The sequence below is a fragment of the Kitasatospora sp. NBC_01560 genome (genome assembly GCF_045208415.1).
Lineage (GTDB): Bacteria > Actinomycetota > Actinomycetes > Streptomycetales > Streptomycetaceae > Kitasatospora.
In genome coordinates this window covers 7,897,413-7,917,783 of the sequence record NZ_CP109364.1, presented here as the reverse complement: position 1 = coordinate 7,917,783, position 20,371 = coordinate 7,897,413, and the positions used below count along the sequence as shown (strand labels likewise).

18 protein-coding genes are annotated in these 20,371 nt (G+C 72.2%); 5 read left to right on the top strand and 13 right to left on the bottom strand.

What is annotated here, in order from left to right; translation table 11 throughout:
• Positions 1–135: 135 nt before the first annotated feature.
• Positions 136–561: a winged helix-turn-helix transcriptional regulator gene (locus OH807_RS34305; RefSeq protein ID WP_406207142.1), complete on the bottom strand. Its 426-nt coding sequence runs from the start codon at positions 559–561 to the stop codon at positions 136–138.
• 76 nt (positions 562–637) lie between these two features.
• Here OH807_RS34305 and OH807_RS34300 point away from each other — a divergent pair, with 76 nt between their 5' ends.
• The gene (locus OH807_RS34300; protein WP_406207139.1) at positions 638–1,603 is read left to right on the top strand and encodes an NAD(P)H-binding protein; all 966 of its coding nucleotides are present in this window, start codon (positions 638–640) and stop codon (positions 1,601–1,603) included.
• A 27-nt stretch (positions 1,604–1,630) separates the two neighbouring features.
• On the opposite strand, the gene OH807_RS34295 is transcribed toward OH807_RS34300, so the two are convergent.
• Both OH807_RS34295 and OH807_RS34290 read right to left on the bottom strand, forming a co-directional pair.
• Positions 1,631–2,446, bottom strand: coding sequence for a response regulator (locus tag OH807_RS34295; protein WP_406207136.1), 816 nt, complete (start codon positions 2,444–2,446; stop codon positions 1,631–1,633).
• Positions 2,443–3,750: a sensor histidine kinase gene (locus tag OH807_RS34290; protein ID WP_406207133.1), complete on the bottom strand. Its 1,308-nt coding sequence runs from the start codon at positions 3,748–3,750 to the stop codon at positions 2,443–2,445. The genes OH807_RS34295 and OH807_RS34290 overlap by 4 nt, the downstream gene beginning before the upstream one ends.
• 88 nt (positions 3,751–3,838) lie before the next feature.
• Between OH807_RS34290 and OH807_RS34285 the strand changes: the two genes are divergently transcribed.
• From OH807_RS34285 to OH807_RS34270, 4 genes are all read left to right on the top strand, one after another.
• Positions 3,839–4,051, top strand: coding sequence for a hypothetical protein (locus OH807_RS34285; RefSeq protein ID WP_406207130.1), 213 nt, complete (start codon positions 3,839–3,841; stop codon positions 4,049–4,051).
• Between the two features lie 34 nt (positions 4,052–4,085).
• The gene (locus OH807_RS34280) at positions 4,086–4,697 is read left to right on the top strand and encodes a hypothetical protein (protein ID WP_406207128.1); all 612 of its coding nucleotides are present in this window, start codon (positions 4,086–4,088) and stop codon (positions 4,695–4,697) included.
• Positions 4,698–5,474: 777 nt separating this feature from the next.
• Positions 5,475–6,245: a hypothetical protein gene (locus OH807_RS34275; RefSeq protein WP_406207125.1), complete on the top strand. Its 771-nt coding sequence runs from the start codon at positions 5,475–5,477 to the stop codon at positions 6,243–6,245.
• Positions 6,246–6,304: 59 nt separating this feature from the next.
• Positions 6,305–7,456 carry a PIN domain-containing protein gene (locus OH807_RS34270; protein WP_406207122.1) on the top strand — a complete coding sequence of 384 codons (1,152 nt, stop codon included), beginning with the start codon at positions 6,305–6,307 and terminating at the stop codon, positions 7,454–7,456.
• Between the two features lie 178 nt (positions 7,457–7,634).
• Here the strand turns inward: OH807_RS34270 and OH807_RS34265 are convergent, their stop codons facing one another.
• The 10 genes from OH807_RS34265 to OH807_RS34220 all read right to left on the bottom strand — a co-directional run bounded on the left by OH807_RS34265 (position 7,635) and on the right by OH807_RS34220 (position 20,365).
• Positions 7,635–10,232 carry a TniQ family protein gene (locus tag OH807_RS34265; protein ID WP_406207120.1) on the bottom strand — a complete coding sequence of 866 codons (2,598 nt, stop codon included), beginning with the start codon at positions 10,230–10,232 and terminating at the stop codon, positions 7,635–7,637.
• Positions 10,229–11,365, bottom strand: coding sequence for an AAA family ATPase (locus tag OH807_RS34260; RefSeq protein WP_406207118.1), 1,137 nt, complete (start codon positions 11,363–11,365; stop codon positions 10,229–10,231). Before OH807_RS34260 ends, OH807_RS34265 begins: the two co-directional genes overlap by 4 nt.
• Positions 11,362–13,182 carry an integrase gene (locus OH807_RS34255; protein ID WP_406207115.1) on the bottom strand — a complete coding sequence of 607 codons (1,821 nt, stop codon included), beginning with the start codon at positions 13,180–13,182 and terminating at the stop codon, positions 11,362–11,364. Before OH807_RS34255 ends, OH807_RS34260 begins: the two co-directional genes overlap by 4 nt.
• 17 nt (positions 13,183–13,199) lie before the next feature.
• Entirely contained in the window at positions 13,200–13,550 is a 351-nt protein-coding gene (locus OH807_RS34250) for a hypothetical protein (RefSeq protein WP_406207112.1), read from the bottom strand.
• On the bottom strand, positions 13,547–14,299 hold the full coding sequence (locus OH807_RS34245; RefSeq protein WP_406207109.1) for a TnsA-like heteromeric transposase endonuclease subunit: 753 nt from the start codon (positions 14,297–14,299) through the stop codon (positions 13,547–13,549). The genes OH807_RS34250 and OH807_RS34245 overlap by 4 nt, the downstream gene beginning before the upstream one ends.
• A 175-nt stretch (positions 14,300–14,474) precedes the next feature.
• Positions 14,475–18,470, bottom strand: a complete 3,996-nt coding sequence (locus OH807_RS34240) for a BTAD domain-containing putative transcriptional regulator (RefSeq protein ID WP_406207106.1) — start codon at positions 18,468–18,470, stop codon at positions 14,475–14,477.
• The gene (locus OH807_RS34235; RefSeq protein WP_406207103.1) at positions 18,470–18,853 is read right to left on the bottom strand and encodes a hypothetical protein; all 384 of its coding nucleotides are present in this window, start codon (positions 18,851–18,853) and stop codon (positions 18,470–18,472) included. The genes OH807_RS34240 and OH807_RS34235 overlap by 1 nt, the downstream gene beginning before the upstream one ends.
• A 293-nt stretch (positions 18,854–19,146) precedes the next feature.
• Positions 19,147–19,545 carry a TadE/TadG family type IV pilus assembly protein gene (locus OH807_RS34230; protein WP_406207101.1) on the bottom strand — a complete coding sequence of 133 codons (399 nt, stop codon included), beginning with the start codon at positions 19,543–19,545 and terminating at the stop codon, positions 19,147–19,149.
• Positions 19,546–19,676: 131 nt separating this feature from the next.
• Complete coding sequence (locus tag OH807_RS34225; protein WP_406207099.1) at positions 19,677–20,051, bottom strand: TadE/TadG family type IV pilus assembly protein; 375 nt, start codon at positions 20,049–20,051, stop codon at positions 19,677–19,679.
• Between the two features lie 35 nt (positions 20,052–20,086).
• A complete protein-coding gene (locus tag OH807_RS34220; protein ID WP_406207097.1) occupies positions 20,087–20,365 on the bottom strand; it encodes a hypothetical protein in 279 nt (92 codons plus the stop codon).
• Positions 20,366–20,371 lie beyond the last annotated feature (6 nt).

The following is a 20,371-nucleotide window of genomic DNA, read 5'->3' as shown; positions in this document are numbered from 1 at the left end:
GTGTCCGCCACCACATCCGTCTGCGCCACCCTACGAGATCCCGGCGCACCCGAGCCAGGCCGGGGCGCGATCACGGGCGGACCAACAGCCGGCGCACGGTCGCGGACCGGTCCGGCCGGCCCGCCGGGCGCCGTCTCAGCCGGTCGCGGCGCCGCCGGTGGCCGCTGCGTCCCCGGCCGTCCGGGGTACGGGCGGGTGCTCCGCGGCGGCCAGTCGGTCCCGGTGCAGCTCCGCCCAGGCCCCGAGGCCGAGCACCGCCTCGTGGAGCGAGCTCCCGAGGGCGGTCAGTGCGTACTCGACCCGGTACGGCGCCCGGGAGAGGGCGGTGCGGCTGAGGTAGCCCTCGGCCTCCAGGGTGCGCAGGGTACGGGTGAGGATGCGCCGGCTCAGGCCGGCGACGGCCCGGTCCAGTTCGTTGAAGCCGTGCGGCCGCTCGGCGAGCAGACAGATCACCAGCGTGCTCCAGCGGTCGCCGAGCCGGTGCAGCACCCGGGTGGCCGGGCACTCGCTGCGGTCCGGCCCGGTGACCGGCCGGGCGACGGGGGCGGGCTCAGTGGACATCATTGTTCCTTCTTCCGGCGGCCGGGACCACTCGACCATGATCGACCCAAGAAGCCCTTCCCACCGAGGAGTTCACATGACCGCAGCAAACCCGGCACTCGCCGTCACCGGTGCGTCCGGCCGCTTGGGCGGGCTCGTGCTGGCCCGGATCGCCGAGCTGGCCGGCCCGGCCGCGGTGGTCGCACTCACCCGCAACCCCGGCGCGGTGACGGTGCCGCACGTCCGCGCCAGGCACGCCGACTTCGCCGACCCCACCACGCTGCCGGCGGCACTGGACGGGGTGCGGCGGCTGTTGGTGGTCAGTACCGACCGCTCCCCCGGGCGGCTGCGGCTGCACGCCGCGGTGATCACGGCGGCGGCCACCGCGGGCGTCGAGCACCTCGTGTACACCTCGGTCGTCCGGGCCGGCGAGCCCGGCAACCCCGTGGCGGAGGCCGCCGACCACGGCGCGACCGAGCGCCTGCTCGCCGACTCCGGCGTGGCGCACACCGTGCTGCGGTTCAACGTCTGGTCCGAGATGCTGACGTACTCCCGGCTGGCCCACCGGGCGGTCGCCACCGGCAGCCTGCCCAGCAGCGCGGGCGACGGCCGGACCGGCTTCGTCTCCCGCGGGGACACCGCCCGGGCGGCCGCCGCCGTCCTCGCCGCCGACGGACCCGTCGACCTCACCGGAGCCACCGGGCCCACCGGGCTCACCGGCCCCACCGCGCTCACCGGGCTCGTCGAAGGCGGTGACCGGCCCCCGGTCCTGAACGTCACCGGGCCCGGCGTGACCGACGCCGAGGTGGCGGCCGCGCTCACCGAGGCCACCGGCCGCCGGGTGCGGCACCACCCCGTCGCGGACGACGAGGTGCCCCGGGCCCTCACCGCCCTGGGGCTGGCCGAGCCGGTGGCCCGCGGCTGGGGCGAGAACGACCCCGCCCGCCGGGCCGGCTGGTTCGACGTGCCGGTCGACGGTCTCACGCACCGGCTGCTCGGACGGGCCCCGACGTCGCTCGCCGCGTTCTTCGCCGGGCACCGGGCGGAGCTGCTGGCGGGCTGACGCCGTCGCGAGGCGCGGCGGCGCGCGTCAGCCGGTGAACCCCGGCACCACCAGGCCGGACTCGTACGCGATGACCACCGCGTGGGTCCGGTTCTGCGCGCCGAGCTTGGTCAGCACGTTCCCGACGTGGGTCTTGACCGTCTCCATGCTCACCGTGAGCGCCCCCGCGATCTCCGGGTTGGAGAGACCGGTGGCCATCAGCCGCAGCACCTCGTCCTCCCGCCCCGTCAGCGCCGCCCGCGGCAACGCCGCGGCGGAGTCCAGCGGGCGAGCGGCGACCATGCGGCGCAGGGCCGCCGGGAAGAGGATCGCCTCCCCCGCCGCCACCACCCGCACCGCCTCCGCGATCCGGCGGACCGGAAGCCGTTTCAGCACGAACCCGCTGGCACCCGCGCCGAGCGCGGCGGTGACGTAGTCGTCGTTCTCGAACGTGGTGATCACCACGACCTTCGGCGGTTCGGCGGTCTCGGCCAGCAGCTGCCGGGTGGCTTCGATCCCGTTGCGGCGCGGCATCCGGACGTCCATCAGGACCACGTCCGGCCGCAGCAGCCGCGCCTGTTCGACCGCCTCGACGCCGTCGGCGGCCTCGCCGATCACCGCGATCCCCGGTTGCAGGGCGAGCAACGTGCGCAGGCCGCTGCGGGTCACCTCGTCGTCGTCCGCGATCAGGACGGTGACGGGGGCGCCGTCGGCGCCGGCACCGGCACCGGTGGGACGGACCGCCTCGGCAGCAATGGCCGGGGCGCCGCCGGCCGGGGCACCGACAGTCGCGGAGTCGACCGGCGCGTGGTCGGTGGTGGCGGGGCCGGCGCCGACGGCCGGGCCCGCGTCGGAGCCGATCATGCCGGCAAGCGTAGCGGCAGCCGGACCGCCAGCCGCCAGTGCTGCGGCCCCTCCGGGCCGGCCTCGATCTCACCGTGCAGCAGCCGCACGCGTTCGGCCAGCCCGGTCAGGCCGTGCCCGGAGGTCGGGAAGGCGCTCCGGCCCTTGCCGGCGCCGGCCGGCGGCGCGGTCCGGTTGACGACGGTGTTGACGACGGTGAGCTCCAGTCCGTCCGGCGCGGCCGCCACCCGGACCTCGACCGGACCGCCCGACCCGTGCCGCAGCGCGTTCGTCAGCCCCTCCTGGAGGATCCGGTACGCCGCCCGCGAGACCGTCCCCTGTACCTGCGCCAACTCTCCCGACAGGACGGGCTCCACCACCGCGCCCGCGTGCCGCAGCCGGTCGAACAGCTCGGGCAGATCGGCGAGGGTCCGGGTCGGCGCCGTCCCCGCCTTCTCCTCGCGCAGCACGCCCAGCACGTAGTCCAAGTCCTCCAGTGCGGCCCTGGTCGACTCCTCGATGCTGCGCATCGCGGCCCGCGCCGCCACCGGGTCGGCGGAGAGCACCTCGCCCGCCACCGCGGCCTGGATCGTCGCCGCCGTCAGGGTGTGGCCGATCGAGTCGTGCAACTCGTGGGCCAGCCGGTTGCGTTCGGCCAGCGCCAGCTCCCGCTCGGCCGCCAGCGCGAGCCGCTCCGCCGAGGACGGACCCAGCAGCCCGGGCGCCGACCACCGCAGGATGCCGGTCACCGCGGCGCACACCACCGCTGCCAGCAGCAGGCAACCGAGCGCCATCGCCCACCCGGACCAGCCGTCGTCGGCCCGCATCGACCAGCCGAACAGGCTCAGCCGCGCCTGGGAATCGAGCCAGCCCCCGGGCAGGGTGACGCCCATGATGACGAGCAGGCCGCTCGTCATCCCGCCCGCCCAGCCGAGCGCCACGTGCAGCAGCAGCCAGAGCGGAGTCCGCCAGTGGTCGGCCCCGGACGGCACGACCGGCGCCGGCGTGGCGGGAGCCGGCCCGGCCGCGGGCGGGCCCGCGGGCCGCCGGCGGGCCACCGGATCCGGCAGCGGCACCCCCAGCAGGCGGCGGGCGCCCACCACCAGCACCCGGCGCGTGGTGCGGGCCAGGCCGAGCAGGCCGACCAGCACGGCCCAGACCAGCAGGACCAGGGCGACCCGCACACCGTAGGGGCCGGAGCCCCACACCACCGCCGGAATCATCGCGAAGGGCAGCAGCGGCAGGCTCGCCAGGGCCCCGCACCAGGCGAACAGCGCACCCGCATACGTGGAGCCGCGCAACAGCGGCCGAATTCCCATGATCATGGTCGGCAGTATGTCCGGAACGGCCCGTGCCGACCTCCCCCGATCGGGGGAGCCCGTTCTCCCGCAGCTCGGAGTAGTCGGGCCGGCCTTGGGCGTCGTCGCCCTGCGGACGGCCGGGCGGACCGGCGCCGGCCGGGGCAGGGCCGTGGCCGGCCTGGTGACGTCGGCGCTCACGATCGTGCTGTCCCTCCTGGCCGCCGCCCTGCTGGTCTGGTACGCCGACCACACCCGGGCGTGCCACCGGCCCGACAGCTTCCAGCAGTACACGCAGTGCGTCCACGAGCAGCTGGACCGGGGGTGACCGGCGCCGGGAGGCCGTGATCCAGAATCGGGGCATGAACGTACCCGAGCTGTTGGAAGCCGCCTGCCTGCTCGTCCCCGAGGAGATCGCCACCGAGAACAGCATCACGGTGAACGACGTCTGGGAGTACCTCACCCAGGACGAGTGGGAGGTGGCCCTCGAACTCCTGGAGGAGCTCGGCGACGTACGCCCGCTTCCCCTCGGCTTCTGGGAGACCCTGGCCAGGGCCGCCGAGCAGCTGCGGCTGGAGCGGAGCGCGGCCTGGTGCCACTGGCGGTGCTACGAAGCCCGCCACGGGATCATCCGGGCCGAACTCACTCTCCCCCCGGCCGCCGAAGCCCGCCGGCAGACCCCGATCCCCGGAGCCGGCGTCATGCGACCGATGTGGGACATCGGGCATCGAACCGCGACCGGCGGGGCGGCCCTCGACATCGCCCGGCTCTGGGTGGAGTTCTCGCCCCTCCTGGAGCCGGGCGGACGGTCCTCGGTGCGGCTCGCCCCGCTCGACCCCTCGCGGTGGACGCACCTTCGGCCCGGCCAGGTGATCACCATGCACGAGGACCGTCCCGTGGCCGGAACGGCGGTCGTCCTGGCGGTCCGGCCCGCCACGGCCGCGCCCGCCGCACGGAGTGAGCCCGCCCCTTGAGCGTGGGCGGGCTCCGTACCGTCCTGCCCCGGACGGCACGGACGGCCCGGACGGCACGGACGGCCCGGACGGCCCGGACGGCACGGACGGCCCGGACGGCACGGACGGCACGGACCGTCCGGGCGCGGAGGACCGCAGTGACCCTGGACCCTTCGGCCCGTGTAGGTTCCGCGACTCGATGCGCACTGGTTCCTGCGGAAACGTCGGAATCCGAACGGTGTGAGCACTGGCTGGGTCGGTGGATACTGCGCAATCGCTGACTCCCCAAGCAGGGAAGGTTGGCATGGCTGACTACGCAACGCCACCAGACTCGGATGCGAACGTCGGTTGGCTTTGCCCTCCAAGGTGAGCCTGCCGAGGATCAGAGACGCCTCGCCAGGGATCTCGCCGTAGGCTGCCCTCACCATGTAGCGCCCTGACGAAAGCTCGATGTGGGAGTGTTCCTCACCGACGATCGAGTCACCCCGCGTCGTAATCGCTGGCCTCCAGGTGGGAAAGCACCCGGACGAGCTTCGAGCCGTCACCGAACACTGCATCAAGCACCCTGTACAGGGGAAGACCTCGCCGGGGCAACGTACGAAGGACCCCAACGGCCGGACTGGACGGGTGAAGGCATCTTCCAGGCCCCTGCCCCGGAGCCTACCCAGGCGCTGCCGAGCCAGATGACGGCAAGTCAGACCCAACTGCCCTAAACGGAGTAGTGTCTGCGCCCAGGCAGCATGCGAGCTGCGGCAGCGGGTGGCTGTCGGCACATGCAGGCTAGGGAGGCGTTCAGCCGTGACGCAGGACAAGTTCGACCATGAGGATGAGGCGTTGCAGGCCCTTGTCGATGGCCTCGTCGCGCGTGGCCACGAGGTAACCCTAGCTGGACACCCTGACCGCGACCCAGGCCATCCCCTGACTGTGGATGGAATCCTCGTGGTCGACGGCATCGACTGGGCTGTCGACCACTGCCTCCTCTCTCAGGACAACCGGTTGATCCCCGCAGCGGACGAGGCCGTCAAGAAGCTGACGGGGGACCTGGAAGCCGTTGCCCATGAATTCGGGTGCGCGCTGGTGGTCTCATTCCAACCGCAGGATCGGGCGCTGGGACGGGCAACGATCGACGCCTACTACAGATCGGTCATCCAGCTGAGCCGCGAAGCGGCAGCCTCCGGCCAATCGAAGTTCGGCGACGACGGCTTCACCTCCACGCAGATCGTCCCAGGTCCCGTCGGGGTCGACCTGATCAGCATTGCGAACATAACCGGGAATGCTCGCCTCGACACGCAGATCGCCCAGGGCATCGGCGGAGCTCTGGAGAAGAAGCTGACCAAGCAGCTTAAGAACGCCAAGGACGCCGGCTACCCGGTAATGCTTCTTCTCGACCAACATCCTCGTCCAGGCAGCCGGAACGGTACCGTCTGGCTGACGAACCACGGAAACACGGTCCTCGCAGCGGTGAAGCCCGTTCTGGACCTGCACGCCGGGATCGTGGATCAACTGTGGTACCGACCGCTCAGCGGCCCGGTCCAACTGCTGCAGGACGGCAACATCCCGAGGCCCTGAGCGGTTCACGCGCCGACGTCGTGCTGGACTTCACCGAGCAAGGAAACCGAAGCAACCGAATGATCATTCTCGACACCTCGGCAGTCACGAAACAGGGACCCAGGAGCCCGCTCTGGGAAGTGTTCGCGGCGCTCCGTAGTGGTGGAGTGCAGGTGGCCATCCCCGAAGTGGTGCTCTATGAACTGCTCGCGCAGCGCGAACGGGAGTATCGCTCCGCCCTCGACGCGGCCAGCTCATCGTACGACGCGCTGTGGGCCTTGCAGTTCACAAGCGAGGATGGCATCCCGCGCTGGCCCGCAGCGGCCAGGCCCGAACAGCATGTGGAGGAGTGGGAGAAGCGGTACAGAAGCGCTCTGATCGTCTTGCCACTGACGCTCGACGCCGCACGCGAAGGCCTTCGGCGCGAGGCGTACCGGTTGCGCCCGGCACGCGCGAGCGGCAAGAGCGCGATCGGCAGCCGAGACGCGGCCATCTGGATGACCGTGGTGGAGCAGGCGAGCCAAGGAACCGAGCCGGTGCACTTCATCAGTCTCAACAGCAACGACTTCGGACCAGATGGCAAGCTCTTCCCCGATCTTCAGCGGGAGGCTGGCGAAGCCGGCGCCGAGATCGCCTACTTCAACGACCTGAACAAGGTCTTGGAGAAGTTCTCGACCACCTCCACCGTGGCTGCCGACGACACGGATCTCAATGCCAAGGTGACCGCCCCCACCACAGCTGCTTGGTTGCACCAGTTCGTCGTCTCGCAGGTCGCCTCTGGGCAGTTCAGTGCTGCGACCATCGACTTCGATGACCACGAAGGGGTCTTCCTTGACTGGGAGGACTACTTCGAGTTGATCTCCAGTCCTGAGGTCCGCGTACTCAGCTGGACCAGTGGGGCGCGCTACGGCCTTGCTGACGGCACGTCGACCTGGGCCGCAACGGTTCGGCTGCTGGTTGTAACCTACGCGCGCCGCCTTCGGTATCCGCAGGACTCCGCACTCGCGGCCTTCACCATCGACGTGCGCTTGCTGTTCGGCACCGACACCCTGACCGCATTGTCGGCCAGCAGCACTCAGGGCGTGGCTGACGACGACTACGCCGATGCCTACGAGGCCTCCTTGCGCTACGCCGACCGGTTCCGCGGCGAGATCGCAGCTCCGGCGCACCAAAGCAACCTGCGCCGCGCCATGCAGCGACCGCCCGCGTCGAAACTGGTAGACGGGAGCTGATGACCTGCCAGATGAGTGCTTGCGGGTAGTTGCGTCGGTTAGTTTGCTGAGCAGAAGTTGATCACTGGCCAAACGCTTCTGTGTGACGTGGGCACTCTCATCCATCTGTTCGCCAAGCTGCTAGCCAAGGCCTGCAGCTCCGCATCGGCGCTGCGAGTCGGGTTCGGGCCAGGGGCAGTCACTGGAGACGATCTGCGGGGCCGGCCTCGCTGGCGGCTCTCAGGAGGTGGCGGGCCTCGTCGATAAGAGCCTGGCCGCGTTCGGTGGCGGTCAGCGGGGTGGCGCGGTGATAGATCGGGAAGCCGACGCTCCGTTCGATGTAGAGCACGCGCTGCCGCAGTGCGGTGTCGTTGCCATCGTAGAGGTCGCGGGCAGCTGCGGCGAAGCTCTGGTATCCGGGGACGGAGACGATGAGTTTCAGGCGCCGGAAGGCTCCGGTGCCGTTGGCGACGGCTTGGAGGGCCGGGCTGGGCGGCTGAGGCAGCACGGCCATGAGGGTGCCGAGGGTGCTGTAGTGGCCGGGGGCGCGCAGGAGGATCCCCCATTGCTTGGCCAACTGGGTCAGGCGGAGATGGGAGATGCCGGCTTCACGGACGAGCGCCATGATGCTCCGTCGTTTCTCGATGTATTCGTGGTGGAGCCAGTCGCGGGTGACGGTCGGGCGGGAGCGCAGTAGGACGCCGTCGTGCTGGAGGAGCCGGCGGACGATCGCGGGGCTGCAGGATGCCAGATGGGCAATATGGCTCAGCGAGAGCTGCTGGTTCTCGTACAGGTCGTGAAGTTGTTCGGGGGCGAGCAGGCCAGTGCGACAGTCGGCCAGCGGTTTGCCGTTGGCTGGCCTCGGGGGCAGGCCGGTGTCAGTGGCTTCGCAGTGGAGCCGCACGTGCTCGGGGGTCAGATTCAGGTTCTGGGCGATCGCGTGTACGGATTCGGTGGTGGCGAGCAGGTGTTGGAAGGTCTCGGGGTCGATGGCCGAGGGGGAGGCACCGGGCCCGCGGAGGTCGCTGACCCACTCGTCGGGTGGTTCCCAGGTGACGGGTTCGCTGATGGCGTGCCGGGTGAGGTGGTGCTGGGCCTGCTCGCGCAGGAAGAACCGCAGCTCGCGCGGGGCTTGGAAGCGGAATTCCCGGATGCGCGCGGTGTAGGGGCGGCGCTGGTCTTCGGGGCTTCGGCGGTCCTCCCCGGTGAGCAAGGCAAGGATGTACCAGCGCATGACGGACGTGCGGTCGGAGCCGCCAGAGCTCCAGTTGTGCTGGGTTCGTAGGCGGGTGTAGGCGTCGAGGTCGACGGTGACGGTGTCCGGGGTGAACAGAGCACGTCGGCGGGCGTAGTCGATTGGGGAGCCGTGCTCGTCGAGGGCGTAAGCGAGTTGCGCCAGCGCGGAGGCGAGTGGGGTGTGGTCGCGGCCCTGGTAATGGCGGCGTTCGACGGCATCTCGGTCGGTGTGGATGCGGTGATTGCCCAGAAGCGGGCCGACGCGTTCGAAGTTGAGCTCGGGAGGGCCGCCGGTCAGCAGAAGGAAGCTCGCGCAGCCGCGGCGGAATGCGGCGATTCGCACTCTGTTCTGCGACTGCTCGGCGGTTGGGGTGACGGGCAGCAGGCGCATCGTCCAGCCCGGCCAGAGTAACGCTGGGACCATGGCGGCGCGGCGGCGAATTTCCTCAGCGCTCCGGTTCGGCCAGCGCGGGGTCGGGCTGGCGCTGCCGTACCGGAGGCGGGCGTGCAGGTCGGCCTGGACATCGAGCTGGGCCAGGACACGTGGGACCAGCCCCGGTGCAGTGCGAGTCCAGCGTGCTGCCAGCGAGCCGATGTTCGTCTTCTGGCGCGGGGTCAGCAGGGTGCGGTCGGCAGCAAGGATCCAGTCGAAGATGGCCTCGTGGTCGCGGTGGCCGGGGTGGAGGGCGATACGCGCGATCGCGGCGCCCAGGGCCGCGTTGTGAGCGTCGTGGGGACTGCTGTCGCGAGTGAGAGCGGGTAGGGTGCCACCGCATTCGGCGAGGACCGCGTGCGCGACGGGCGGCGCCTGGTCGGGGATGCTGTGCAGGCCGCGGACCGCACGCCGGGCGAGCGCATAGAGCTGTCTCAGCTCGGTAGCAGCAGCGGGCCGCTGTGCCGGGACACTGGCCAGGAGAACGGTTAAGTGATGATGCGCAGTCAGGACCAACCCGTCGGCGGGCAGCGGAACGGCCGGGGTGACAGTGAGGTCGGCGCCGCAGGCCACCCGGCGGAGGGCGGAGCGCGCGAGCAGTTCCGGGTTATCGCGGGTGCAGGAACTCGGGCCGGGGCCGAGCCGGCGCTCCCGCCAGGGCTTGGGGGAACGCCCGCACGCTGGACAGGAATCCACCAGCAGTACCTGGTGACGCGGACAGGCGAACGCCCAGGGCAGGCACCAGGCGATCGGACCGCGGCCACCGCTGGCGTGCAGGCAGGCTGGGCAGTAGCGCGGCCGGGCCCCGCCGAAACGCCAGGCAGGGGCCAGGGCCATGCGGCGGCGGTCGTTTACCAGCGTGACCGCCAGGCCGTCGTAGGGCTCCAGCGTCATGGACTCCAGTTCCCGCCGCGGCAACCCGGTGGCTCTCCCGATTGCCTCGGCCTCGTGGGCGAACATCCGGATTGTGAGCGAGGCAGCCTTGGTCCGCGGCAGCCCGATGTGGTCCAGGAAGCCGTCGCTGGTGGTGCGCAATCGCCGAGCGTAGGCGGCGATCCAGCTCTCCAGTGCCTCGCCCGGCTGCGGCGCGAGGAAGATCGGGAGCCGACTCTCGGTCCACGCGCTCACGCTGACCGCCTGCGCTGTCCGGTCCGGACGCCGGGTCGGGTGGTCAGCAGTCCCGCCTCGATCGCCGCGGCCAGCTCCCGGCGGGCCTCCTCGGCGGCCGCGTCGTTCTTGACCTGGTCCATCAGCTCAACGTCCAGACGCTCGCGGCCAGTTCGGATCGCTCGCAGACAGCCTCGGTTGATCAGCGCCATCAGCGAGGCAAAGTGCCCGGTGGAGCGGGAGTAGAGGTAGTCAGACAGGTCGTCGGCGAGCATCCCGGGATACTTCTCCGCCAGCACCAGCATGCGCTCGATCGTCTTCAGCAGTGTGCGCCACTCCCGGCGCCCGGCCTCGTCCTCGACCTGGAACGGCAGCAGTGTCAGCGGAGTGGTGCGGCGCCCGAACTGGGCCAGCGGCGCGTCCTGTGGCAGGAAGCCCTCACGCAGCAGTCCGCGCTGCTGCACCCCCACCCCGACGTAGATCAGCGTGACTGGGAAGACGTTGGCCAGGTATTTCAGCTGGTTGGCCATCCGGATTGCGTTGCTGCGCGAGCCGGCCAGGAAGTGGACGTCGTCGATGACGATCGCGACGGTCCTCATGCTCAGCACCGCGTCTACGGCCCGCTCGGCGAGCGTATCGGCGTTGCCGGACACCGGGAGCCGGTAGAAGCGGCAGATTGCCGCGTTCAGGCCGCGGATCTGCGTGTTCCCGGTGAGCGCGATGTAGATCACTGGGATCCGGCGGTGTCCGCTGGGTGTGGTCTCCCCGCGCAGGGCGATCTGCTTGCGGTGGAGCGAGCGCGCGTAGTCGCGCACCGCCGTGCTCTTGCCCAGTCCCGGATAGGCGTCCACCAACGCGGCCGGCTTGGTCTTGTCACCGTCCTGCCGGTTCGACTCCACGATCTCCCCCAGGTCCGCGTGCAAGGCCAGCAGCTGAGGCGTGTGGATCGGGCCAATGTTGGCGTGCCAGACCTCCCGTCGGTCGTTGTGCCTCAGCAGCTCTCGTGGTGACAGGTCCACGAGCTGAGCACGGGTCAACTGCATGGGCTGCACTCGATCCGGCCCGTTGACTTCCTGCAACCATCCCTCAAGCCGGGTCGGGGAGTACTGTCGCTCATCACCCTCGAACGGCTCCTCGCCGGTCCCCGCGCTCAACTGGTCTCCCAGGTATCGGAGTAGAAGTCGTCCTCGTCAAGGACGGCAGACATGTCGTTCTCGCCGGGGAAGGCGGCGTCGCACTCGTCTTCCTCGTCGTCATCTCCGCCCAGATCAGCGTCAGCGGGCTGCATCAGCTGGAGGTCGGGCTGGCTGCGGCTGTCGGCCTGGCCGTCCGGCGGCCCGGTGAGGGCAGCGATACGGCGGACGGACGGAAGCTCGGCGACCTGGTCACTCTCGGACTGGGGCGCGTCGTCCTGCCCGACCAGCCGCAGCCGTTCCTGGGAGAGCCGCACTGCCATGCGCCGCTCGACCCGGTCCACCGTCAGTCCCGCACCCCACCACTCGAGTAGCTCGATCAGGGCGCGCTTGGTGTCGGGAAACCGGTGTGTCCTGGCCGCGAGCTGACGGGCATAGACCATCGCCTCATGGCTCACCGGGCCGTTCAGCGCGTCGGCATGTTCCCACTTCAGCGGGTGCCACTGGCGGTTCTTGGGGTCCTGGAAGTAGACCTTGGTGATGTCGCCGCGGTCCACGGCGATCGGCCACTTGCCAGCGTCCACCCCTCGGTGCGGACTCATCTGGTTGCGGTAGTCGTTGAGGGCATCGCCGTTGTAGCGCAGGCCCTCGATCTCGACCCCGTAGTGCTGGACGGTCGTCCAGGTCTCCTCCAGGAACTCCAGCGCCAGGTGGGGTCGGGCCGGGATCGTGAGCGTCCCGGCTCGTGTGACGCCGTGTTCGAACATCTCCAGCGGGCTCAGCTTCAGTCCGGGGACCTCTGGAACACGGAGTCCTCGGTGGTGCCGCCGGTGATAGATCTGGGTGATCCACTCGCGGATGATCGCCTCGAGTTCGTGGAGGAAGAAGAATGCCTGTTCTTCCACCTTCTCACCGCGGCTGTGCACGTCGGAGCCCTTGTAGCCGGGCAGAGCAGCCAGCAGCCCCTCGCCCAGGGTTTTGAACCAGCGCTCGACCGGCTTGTCGGTTGGCGTGTAGGGACGGGCTGGTTGCAGCGAGATGTCCAGCTTCGCGCAGACGCTCTGGATGTGGTTCGACACGTAGATCTTGCCGTGGTCGAAGATGATCGTCTCGGCGGCTACGGACGGCAGCAGTGGGTGACCGTCCCGGTCGACCAGCTTCTCGGCGTCCACCACCACCGTGGACGGAAGCCCGCAGTACGGCAGCGGCTCACCACCGTCCGCCGGGACCTCGCGCGGTCTGACTGTCTCGAACAGCACCCCGGCGACATCCACCGACTTCGTCGACACCGGGGTGAGCCGAAGCCCGGTGATGACCCTGCTGTAGAGGTCCATGGCGACGGTGAGTTCGCACTGCACCCATCGGCAGGTCACCGGTTCCATCGCGAACACGTCCAGTCGGTTGGTGTCCAGCACCACGTACTCGCCCGGCCTTGTGGCCCGCAGCCGACGGTAGACGCCCTGCGGACGGTTCGCGATCGACCGCTTTCCCTTCGTGCTGCCCTCGAACGCGTTCGTGCCCTTGGCCAGCTCCCTCAGCAGTTCGTAACCCGTCGTACGGGCCGGGATCGGGACGGTGTCACGGCCATGGAGCTCGGCCAGACGCTCCTCGATCTCGGTCAGGATCAGATTCCGCACCGGCCTGCTGGACTTCACATGTCCCTTCAGCACGGCCCGCGCGGTATCCACCCAGCGCTGGTCCACCCGGTCCAGCACGTTCCGGGCAGGCCGCTCGCTCACTAGCCCGGCCGGCCCGAACCGTTTGACCCGTGCAACCCATCGTCTGACCGTTGCCGGATCGACCCCCAGCTCTGCTGCCTTCGCCGCATATCTGTGCATCAACGGTACCCCGGGTGCTAGTCCGGGCGAGGCTCACCATCCAAGGCCAGCTCAGCGGACCCGAGCTTGTATCCGGTGCAGACCTCCTGAACGTGCCGGACCCGGGCCGTCAGAGCGTCGTCTTCGGCGTCCTCCAAGCTGCCGAGCACTGCGGCCGCGGCTGTCTCGTCCTCCGGCGTATCCACCAGGACTTGCATGGTCGGGTGTGCGAGCAGGACGGAGATATCGACCTGACGCCACCTCGGAGTTCCGGTTGCCGGAGCCTGTTGCAACAAGATCCGGCGGCCTTCAATCTCGGCGACGGTGAACTGCTCTCCGTCGAAACTCAGCCGGAGTCCGGGCCGAAGGGTCGTCGTCCAGGCACTCACGCGGACCTCCGCAGCACCGACTCGCCCGAGAGTGGACGGGACAGATCAGTGGTCAGCCGTCCGGACCAAAGCAACGCCATCACCGCCGGACGGGCCTCGTGGACGGGCCGTCCGGCGGCCAGATGTCGCTCGGCGACTGCCAACTGATCGCCGTCCTCGATTTCCTGCCAGGCCCGCTCGACGGCAGCCTTGGGAACGACACCGGGGCGCCGGTAGGCCGCCAGGAACCGCACGTTCTCCAGCACCACCCGGTCCGCACCGGACCAGATCTCGTACTCCCAGCCATGCCCTTCGACCAACTCGCCCGGCCAGGCAAGGGCCTCGGCGACCTCCGGGTCCGTGAGACGCTCCGCGGGTTTGACGTTGACCACCCGGACCGTGCCCGATCTCATCACCAAGAGGAAATCCGGCACGTGTCTCCGCACCCGGGCCCCGACCCGAGCAGCCAGCCAACAGGGCTGGGCGAAGATCCCCCGTACCGAGGGGTCGAAATCAGCGAGCAGCAATCGCGCCAGTTCAAGACGGCTCTCGTAGACAACATGCCCGCCCGTCGTCGCGCAGGCGTAACTCCCCGAATAGTGAGCCTGCCCGTGTACCGAACGCACCCGACGCCACGACACCGAAACCACGAAGTCAGCCAACCGCAGCTGAGAGAAAGGTACTTCGCGTACCGACTCGTCCTCGTACCGGACCGATGCCGTCGGCACCCTGCTTCGACTGCGGGGATCGCCCGCGCTCCGTACGGCCATGCCAAGCACCGTACGGAGCCACGCACCCACCCCGCCTGGCCGGACCACAAGACGTCGACAATCGACAGTTACGGTCCGCAACCATTGCGCACCGACCCACGGAATTGCGCATCCAGTGCGCATCGAGCGTCGACATTGCGCATCAACTCGCGGACCCTACAGCCCGCCCCCGCTCTCAGGTGCCGGACAGGAGGTCGCGGAGCAGGGCGACGGTGTCGGCGTCGAGGTCGCGGCCGGTGCGGCGGCTCAGGGCGTCCAGGCGGTTGACGGCGCGCAGCAGTTGGTCACGGGCGCCGGCGGAGGCGTAGGCGTAGAAGAGGTCCCGGTGGAGGAGTTCGACGTCCGGGGCTACGGCGAGGCCGCGGAAGACGGCGGCCTCGGCGCTGCGGTGGTCGCCGTACTGGAGGCGGCGGGCGGCGAGTTCGTGGGCGGTGTCGACGATCGCGGCGATCATGTCCTGCCGTTCGGCCTCGGCCCACCCGTAGGCGGCGGGCGGAGCCTCGGCGAACGGGGCGCCGCGGACCAGGGCGAGGGCGTGGGCGAGGGCGGCGTCGGCGGTGGCGCTGGTGCTGCGCATGCCGCGGCGGTAGAGGCCGCGGAACTCGTCCCAGTCGCAGGTGACGGTCGGGGCGAAGGTGTAGCCGTCGGGGGTGTCGGTGGGCAGGAACGCCCGGCCCTCGGCCGAGCTGCCGAACCAGGCTGCCAGGTCGGCGAGTTTGGCCGGGAGCGGGCTCTTCCCGTCGGCGGCCGTGGGGTGCGGGTCGAGGTGGGCGGCGCCGGGGTGGAGGTCGTGGTCGAGGGCGTTGTGGTCGGCGCCGGGGCGCAGCGCGAGGTAGGTGGCGAGTTCGGTGAGCCGGGGCAGGGCGGCCGGTTCGGCGGTGCCGGCCGCGCCGGCCACGTCGACCGGGCCGAGCAGCCGGATCCGCGGGGCGGTGCGGACGGCGTGCGCCTCCGGGGAGCGGAGGATGGCGAGCAGGTCGTCGCTGTCACTGCGGACCGGGGTGGTCCGGGCGACGGGCGCGGTGGTGGCCGGACCGGAGGCCGGCTCGAACGCCGGCTCCGCGGGCGGGGCCGGCTCCGCGGACGGCACCGGTCGGCCGAGGAGGCGCGGGTCGGTACCGGTCGGCGCGGGGGCGGCTTCGTGCGTCGGCAGCGGCTCGGCCGCGGACACCGGAGCGGGAGCGGGAGCGGGAGCGGCCGGAGCGGGAGCGGGCGAGGCGGGCTCCGCGGGCGGGAGCGGCCGGACCGGCGTCACCGGCTCGGTCCCGGCCGGGAGGCGGAGGTTCTGGGTGGTCTCGTCCAGATCCGTCTCCTCCTCGCCTCCGCCGAAGCCCGCACCGGCTCCCGCACCGACACCACCACCGGCGCCACCACCGGGACCATTGCCGGAGCCGGCACTCGAACCCGGACCCGAACCGGCCCCGGTCTCCGGGGCGGCGGGCGGGACGGCCGGGGTGGCGGCCTGGCGGCCGAGGCCGTTGGCGAGGAATCGCGAGGCGGGCCCGCCCGCGGCCGGCGCCGCCGGGTCGGTGCCCGCGAACGGGCTGGCCCCCGTACCGATGACCCGGGCGAGCAGACGCGGACCGGCGGCCTCCGGGCTGCCGGGGTCGCCGTCGGCACCGCCGGCCCCCGGGCCGGTGCCGGGCACGGCACCGCCCGCGAACCCCTCGCCGAGCCCGCCGGTGAACCCGCCCCGGAAGCCCTCCGCGAGGCCGTCGCGGGCACTGCCACCGGCCCCCACCGCGGCCAGGACCGGCACGGAGCTGGGGAGTTCGGCCGGTTCGAGGTCGATGCCGGGGCCGTCCAGGGTCCACGCCGGGGCGGGGTGCTGGGTGGTGTCGTCGGCGGCCCGGAGCAGCTCGGCGACCTGCTCGTACTGGCCGCCGGTCAGGCGCTGGAGCTCCAGGGTGAGGTGCAGGCCGGGGATGGTGGCCTGGCCGGTGGCGGGCAGCGTCCAGCGGGCGACCGGGCCGGTGCCGCGCTCGGGCGCCCGGGTGATCACGGCGACGCACGTCCGGGGGCGGGCGTCGAGCAGGCGGCCGAGCTCGGCGGGGACGTCGCCGCCGGGCTGCTGGGCGCAGAGCACGATCTCCGGGATCCACGACTCGTCGGCCTGGCCGCGGCTGCGCGCGTCGCGCGGGCTGGACGCCTCGGCGGCGACCAGGGTCGCGCGGGCCTTGGCGGTCCGCGGGCCGAGGGCGGCGATCGCCGCCTCCAGGGTCGCGTGGCGGTGGACGCGCTCGGCGGCCGGTCCGCTGATCGGCAACTCCTCGGCGAGGTCCACCAGGTGCAGGTGGAGCCGGTCGGCGAGCGGGCTGTGGGCGAGTTCGACGGCCAGCGTGCGCAGCACGTCGCGGGCGTCGTCGGGGTGGCCGGAGAGGTGGAGCAGCCGGACGGTCTCCAGGTCGGCGAGGACGACCGAGCCGTCCGGTCCGGTGCCGAGGGTGACCAGTGCCGGGTAGGGGGCGGCGGACTTGCGGGCCTGGGAGGGCGAGAGCAGGTCGGTGTTGTCGGCCGCGCACCACCAGACGTTGGGGGCGTGGGCCGCACGGAACGGCGCGATCGGGGTGGCCGGACCGGAGAGGTGGAGCTCGACGGTGTGGCCGGGAGTGACCCGGGCGGCGACGATGGCGGGCAGCCGCTTGCCACCCCGGACGGTGTTGCGGGCCATGGTACGCAGGGCCCGGTCGAGCAGGTCGAGGCCGCGGTCGTCCTGGCGGGTCTTCAGCTCGGCCTCGAAGGCGGCGGCGGGCGCGGCCGGCAGGGCGATCCGGTGGCGGGGGCGGCGTCCGCGCAGCTGCGCACCGCGCTTGTGGGCGACGGTGCCGATCATCATGGCGGCCAGCAGGACGCCGACGGTGGAGGCGGTGAGGGCGACGCTGTAGTCGTCGCTCGGCGCCTCCTCGGCGTGGGCGGCGGGGGCCGGAGCCTGGGGGGCGGGGGACGCGGGCGTCCCGGTGGCCGGTGCCGGGGTGGCCGGTGCCGGGGGCGCGGACGGCGCCGGGGCAGGATCGGGCGCCGGGTCAGGAGCAGGAGCAGGCGCGGGTGCCGGAGCAGGGGCGGCCGCCCCCGGGACGGTGAGCACCATCCCCGGCACGACCACGTCCGGGTCGGTCAGGCGTTCGCCGTCCGGCGCCTGGGCGCCCTTGTTCGCCTCGAACAGCTGGGGCCAGGCCTCGGCGTCCCCCAACTCCCGCTGGGCGATGGCGGACAGGCTGTCCCCGGCGGCCACCGTGACGGTGCCGTGCCCGGCCCCGCCGGCCGGGCCGCTCCCCGGCTGCGGCGCGCTCGGCGCCGGGGTGGGCGCCGGTGCGGGTGCGGGTGCCGGTGCGGGTGCGGGTGACGGCGCCTTGGCATCGTCGGCCTTGGCGTCACCGGGCATGAGCAGTTCCCAGCCGGGCTGGATCGGCCGCTCCGCGTCGAAACGCGTGCCCGAACCGTCCATCGCCCGGCCGTCGTTGAGCTTGGCGATCTCCACCCACCGCTCGCCCGAGCCAAGTTGGCGCTCGGCGATGGACCAGAGGCTGTCGGCGGGCCGGCTGTCCCGGACGGTGTAGGTGGTCTGCTGGTCGGCGGCGGGGGTGAGGGCGGGCGCGACCGGCGCGGCGGGCAGCGCGGCGCGCTGCGCACCGACGGTCACCTCGGCCGGGGCGGTGGCGGCGTGGGCCCGGTCGGGTGTGGCGGCGAAGGAGGCGCCGGCCACCGGGAGCAGCGCGATCACCGAGCCGACCAGGCCGGCCGCCAGCCGCTGGCTCCAGCCGAAGGCCGGGATCCGCCGGGCGATCCGCCCGCGCAGCTGGGCCGGGATCTCCAGCAGGACGGAGGCGGCGAAGCAGAGCCAGCCCAGCCAGCCGACCGCGACCAGCAGCCAGAGGAAGAGCCGCCCGTCGTCGGGGCTGGTCAGCGCCTGGCCGACGCCGTCCGGGGCGAGCTCGCCCATCGCCGCGACGGCCTGGGTGCCGTACAGCAGCAGCGCGGGCACCCCGACCAGCAGGGCGAGCAGGGTGAGCAGCGCCGCGAGGGCGGTGAGCAGGGCCCCGCCGCGGCCGCCGCGGCGCGGTGGCAACGGCGCCGGGCGCCGGCCGGGCGCGGGGGCGCCGGCCCGGCGGGCGGGCCCGCCGCGGGCCCGGTGTCCGGCGCGGGCTTGGTCCTTGGCACGTGGCGCGACCATCAGTCGGTCTCCGCTTTCTTGACTCCGTGGACGAGGGTGGCACTCCCCTTGCCCGTAACCTTCCGCTTGCCGAGCTCGCCGAGCAGGGCCGGCTTGAATTCGGCCTCCACCGTGACGGTGACGACCGTTCCCTCGGGCGAGAACGTCACGTCCTTGGCCTTCAGCCGGTAGAGCGCGAGGTAGTTGTCGACGGTCTCCCGGACGTACTTCTCCTGGACCCGGTACCCCTCGCCGCGCAGGACGGCGGCCTCGTCGAGCTGCTGGCCGCCGACCCGGGCGGCCTCCTGGGCGTAGCCGTCGACGCGTTCGGCGACGCGCAACCGGCCGCCGGCGTCCAGGACGAGGGCGATCACCAGGACCAGCACGGCGGCGCAGATCGCCACGAAGAGGGACGTCGCGCCCCGGTCCGAGCGCCCCCGCCCCCGCACTGCCCCCATCCGTACCGCCCGCCCCCGGACCAGCCGCCCCGCCCGCTCGCGGACGACACGGCGCCGCGGCCGTTCTCCCCCGGGCCTGCGCGCCATCACGCCCCCTCCCGCACGTTCGTCTCCCCACCGGTCCCCATCGGAACCGCTCCGCCTCGCAACTGCCGTTCCCCCGGGAGCTCTCCGCTTGCGTTTCCCCCGCCCGGAGTGTCCCCAACCCCCGCCCGGACACCTCGTCCGCACCACCCGGCTCACCCGCCCCGGTACCGGTCCACCACCGAGATGAAGGTGCTGACGAGGGACTTCGTCCCGGGTGCGCCGGCGACGAGCACCAGGTCGCTCACGGGCACCTCGCACACCACGGTCACCTCGACCGTCGCCAGCGCGACACCGTGGCTGTCCAGGCTGCCGGCCTTCCAGCTGGCGTCGCTCCGCCGGCACGCCACGCCCTGCTGGCGCAGGGTGTCCAGGGCGGTCTGCCGGACGAGCTCGTCCCGCCCGTCGGCGCTGCGGGTCAGCGATGCCGTCCGGGCGGCCGAGCGGGCCGCCGCCTCCACCGCACCGGCGGAGGTCTGCACCCGGCCGGCGGCGACGGCGGCCAGGATCAGCACGACGACGCCCGGGGCGACGATCGCCGCCTCGATCGCCACCCCGCCGCCGTCCCGTCCACGGGGTGACCGGGCGGCCCGCCGGGCGAGGAGCCGACCCCAACGGGAGGGCCGGGCGGCACCGGTCCGCCCCCCGTCGTCGCCGCCGGGCCGCACGGGGCCGCCGTCGCGCGTCACGGACCCACCACCGGCGGCGCCACGAACCGCTCGCGCGGCGCCTCGGCGGACTGCACCAGGGGCGACTTGAGGAACGGGAGCACCGACGGCGCCTTCACCTCCACCGTCACCCGGATCCGCTCGGCCGTGCTGTCGTTCGTGCGGACGTCGTACTGGCGGATGCCCTGCCGGCCGAGGAAGTCCCTGGCCTGCCGCGCCGCCGCCTCGTTCTTGACCCCGTCCTCCTGGCCGCCCTGCACGCGTCCGGCGTCCACGCCCTCCCGGGCGGCGGTGAGCGCGACCTGGCGGTAGTACCACCACATCGACGTCTGGACGACGAGCAGGATCAGGACCAGGACGACCGGGAAGACGATGGCCAGGCTCAGGCTCATCGACCCGCGGTCGCCCCGGCGACGGAGTCGCTCCCTCACGTGGCCGCGCCCCCACCGGGGAGGTTCGGGTCCTGCTCGACCTTGGTCACGACCTTGTCCTTCAGCGCGTACAGGGCCACCGCGACGGCACCCGCGACGAAGACCAGCGCGATGATGGCGAGCGCGAGTTCGATGCTGATCGCACCGCGGTCGCCGCGCGCCCGGGCGGCCTTCAGCCGGCCGGCCCGGAACTGGAAGAGCAGCAGCGCGAACTGGACGGGTAGCAGCGCGGGCCGGATCAACCGGCCTGCCAGGGACTTCAACTGCTCGGACATTGGGGT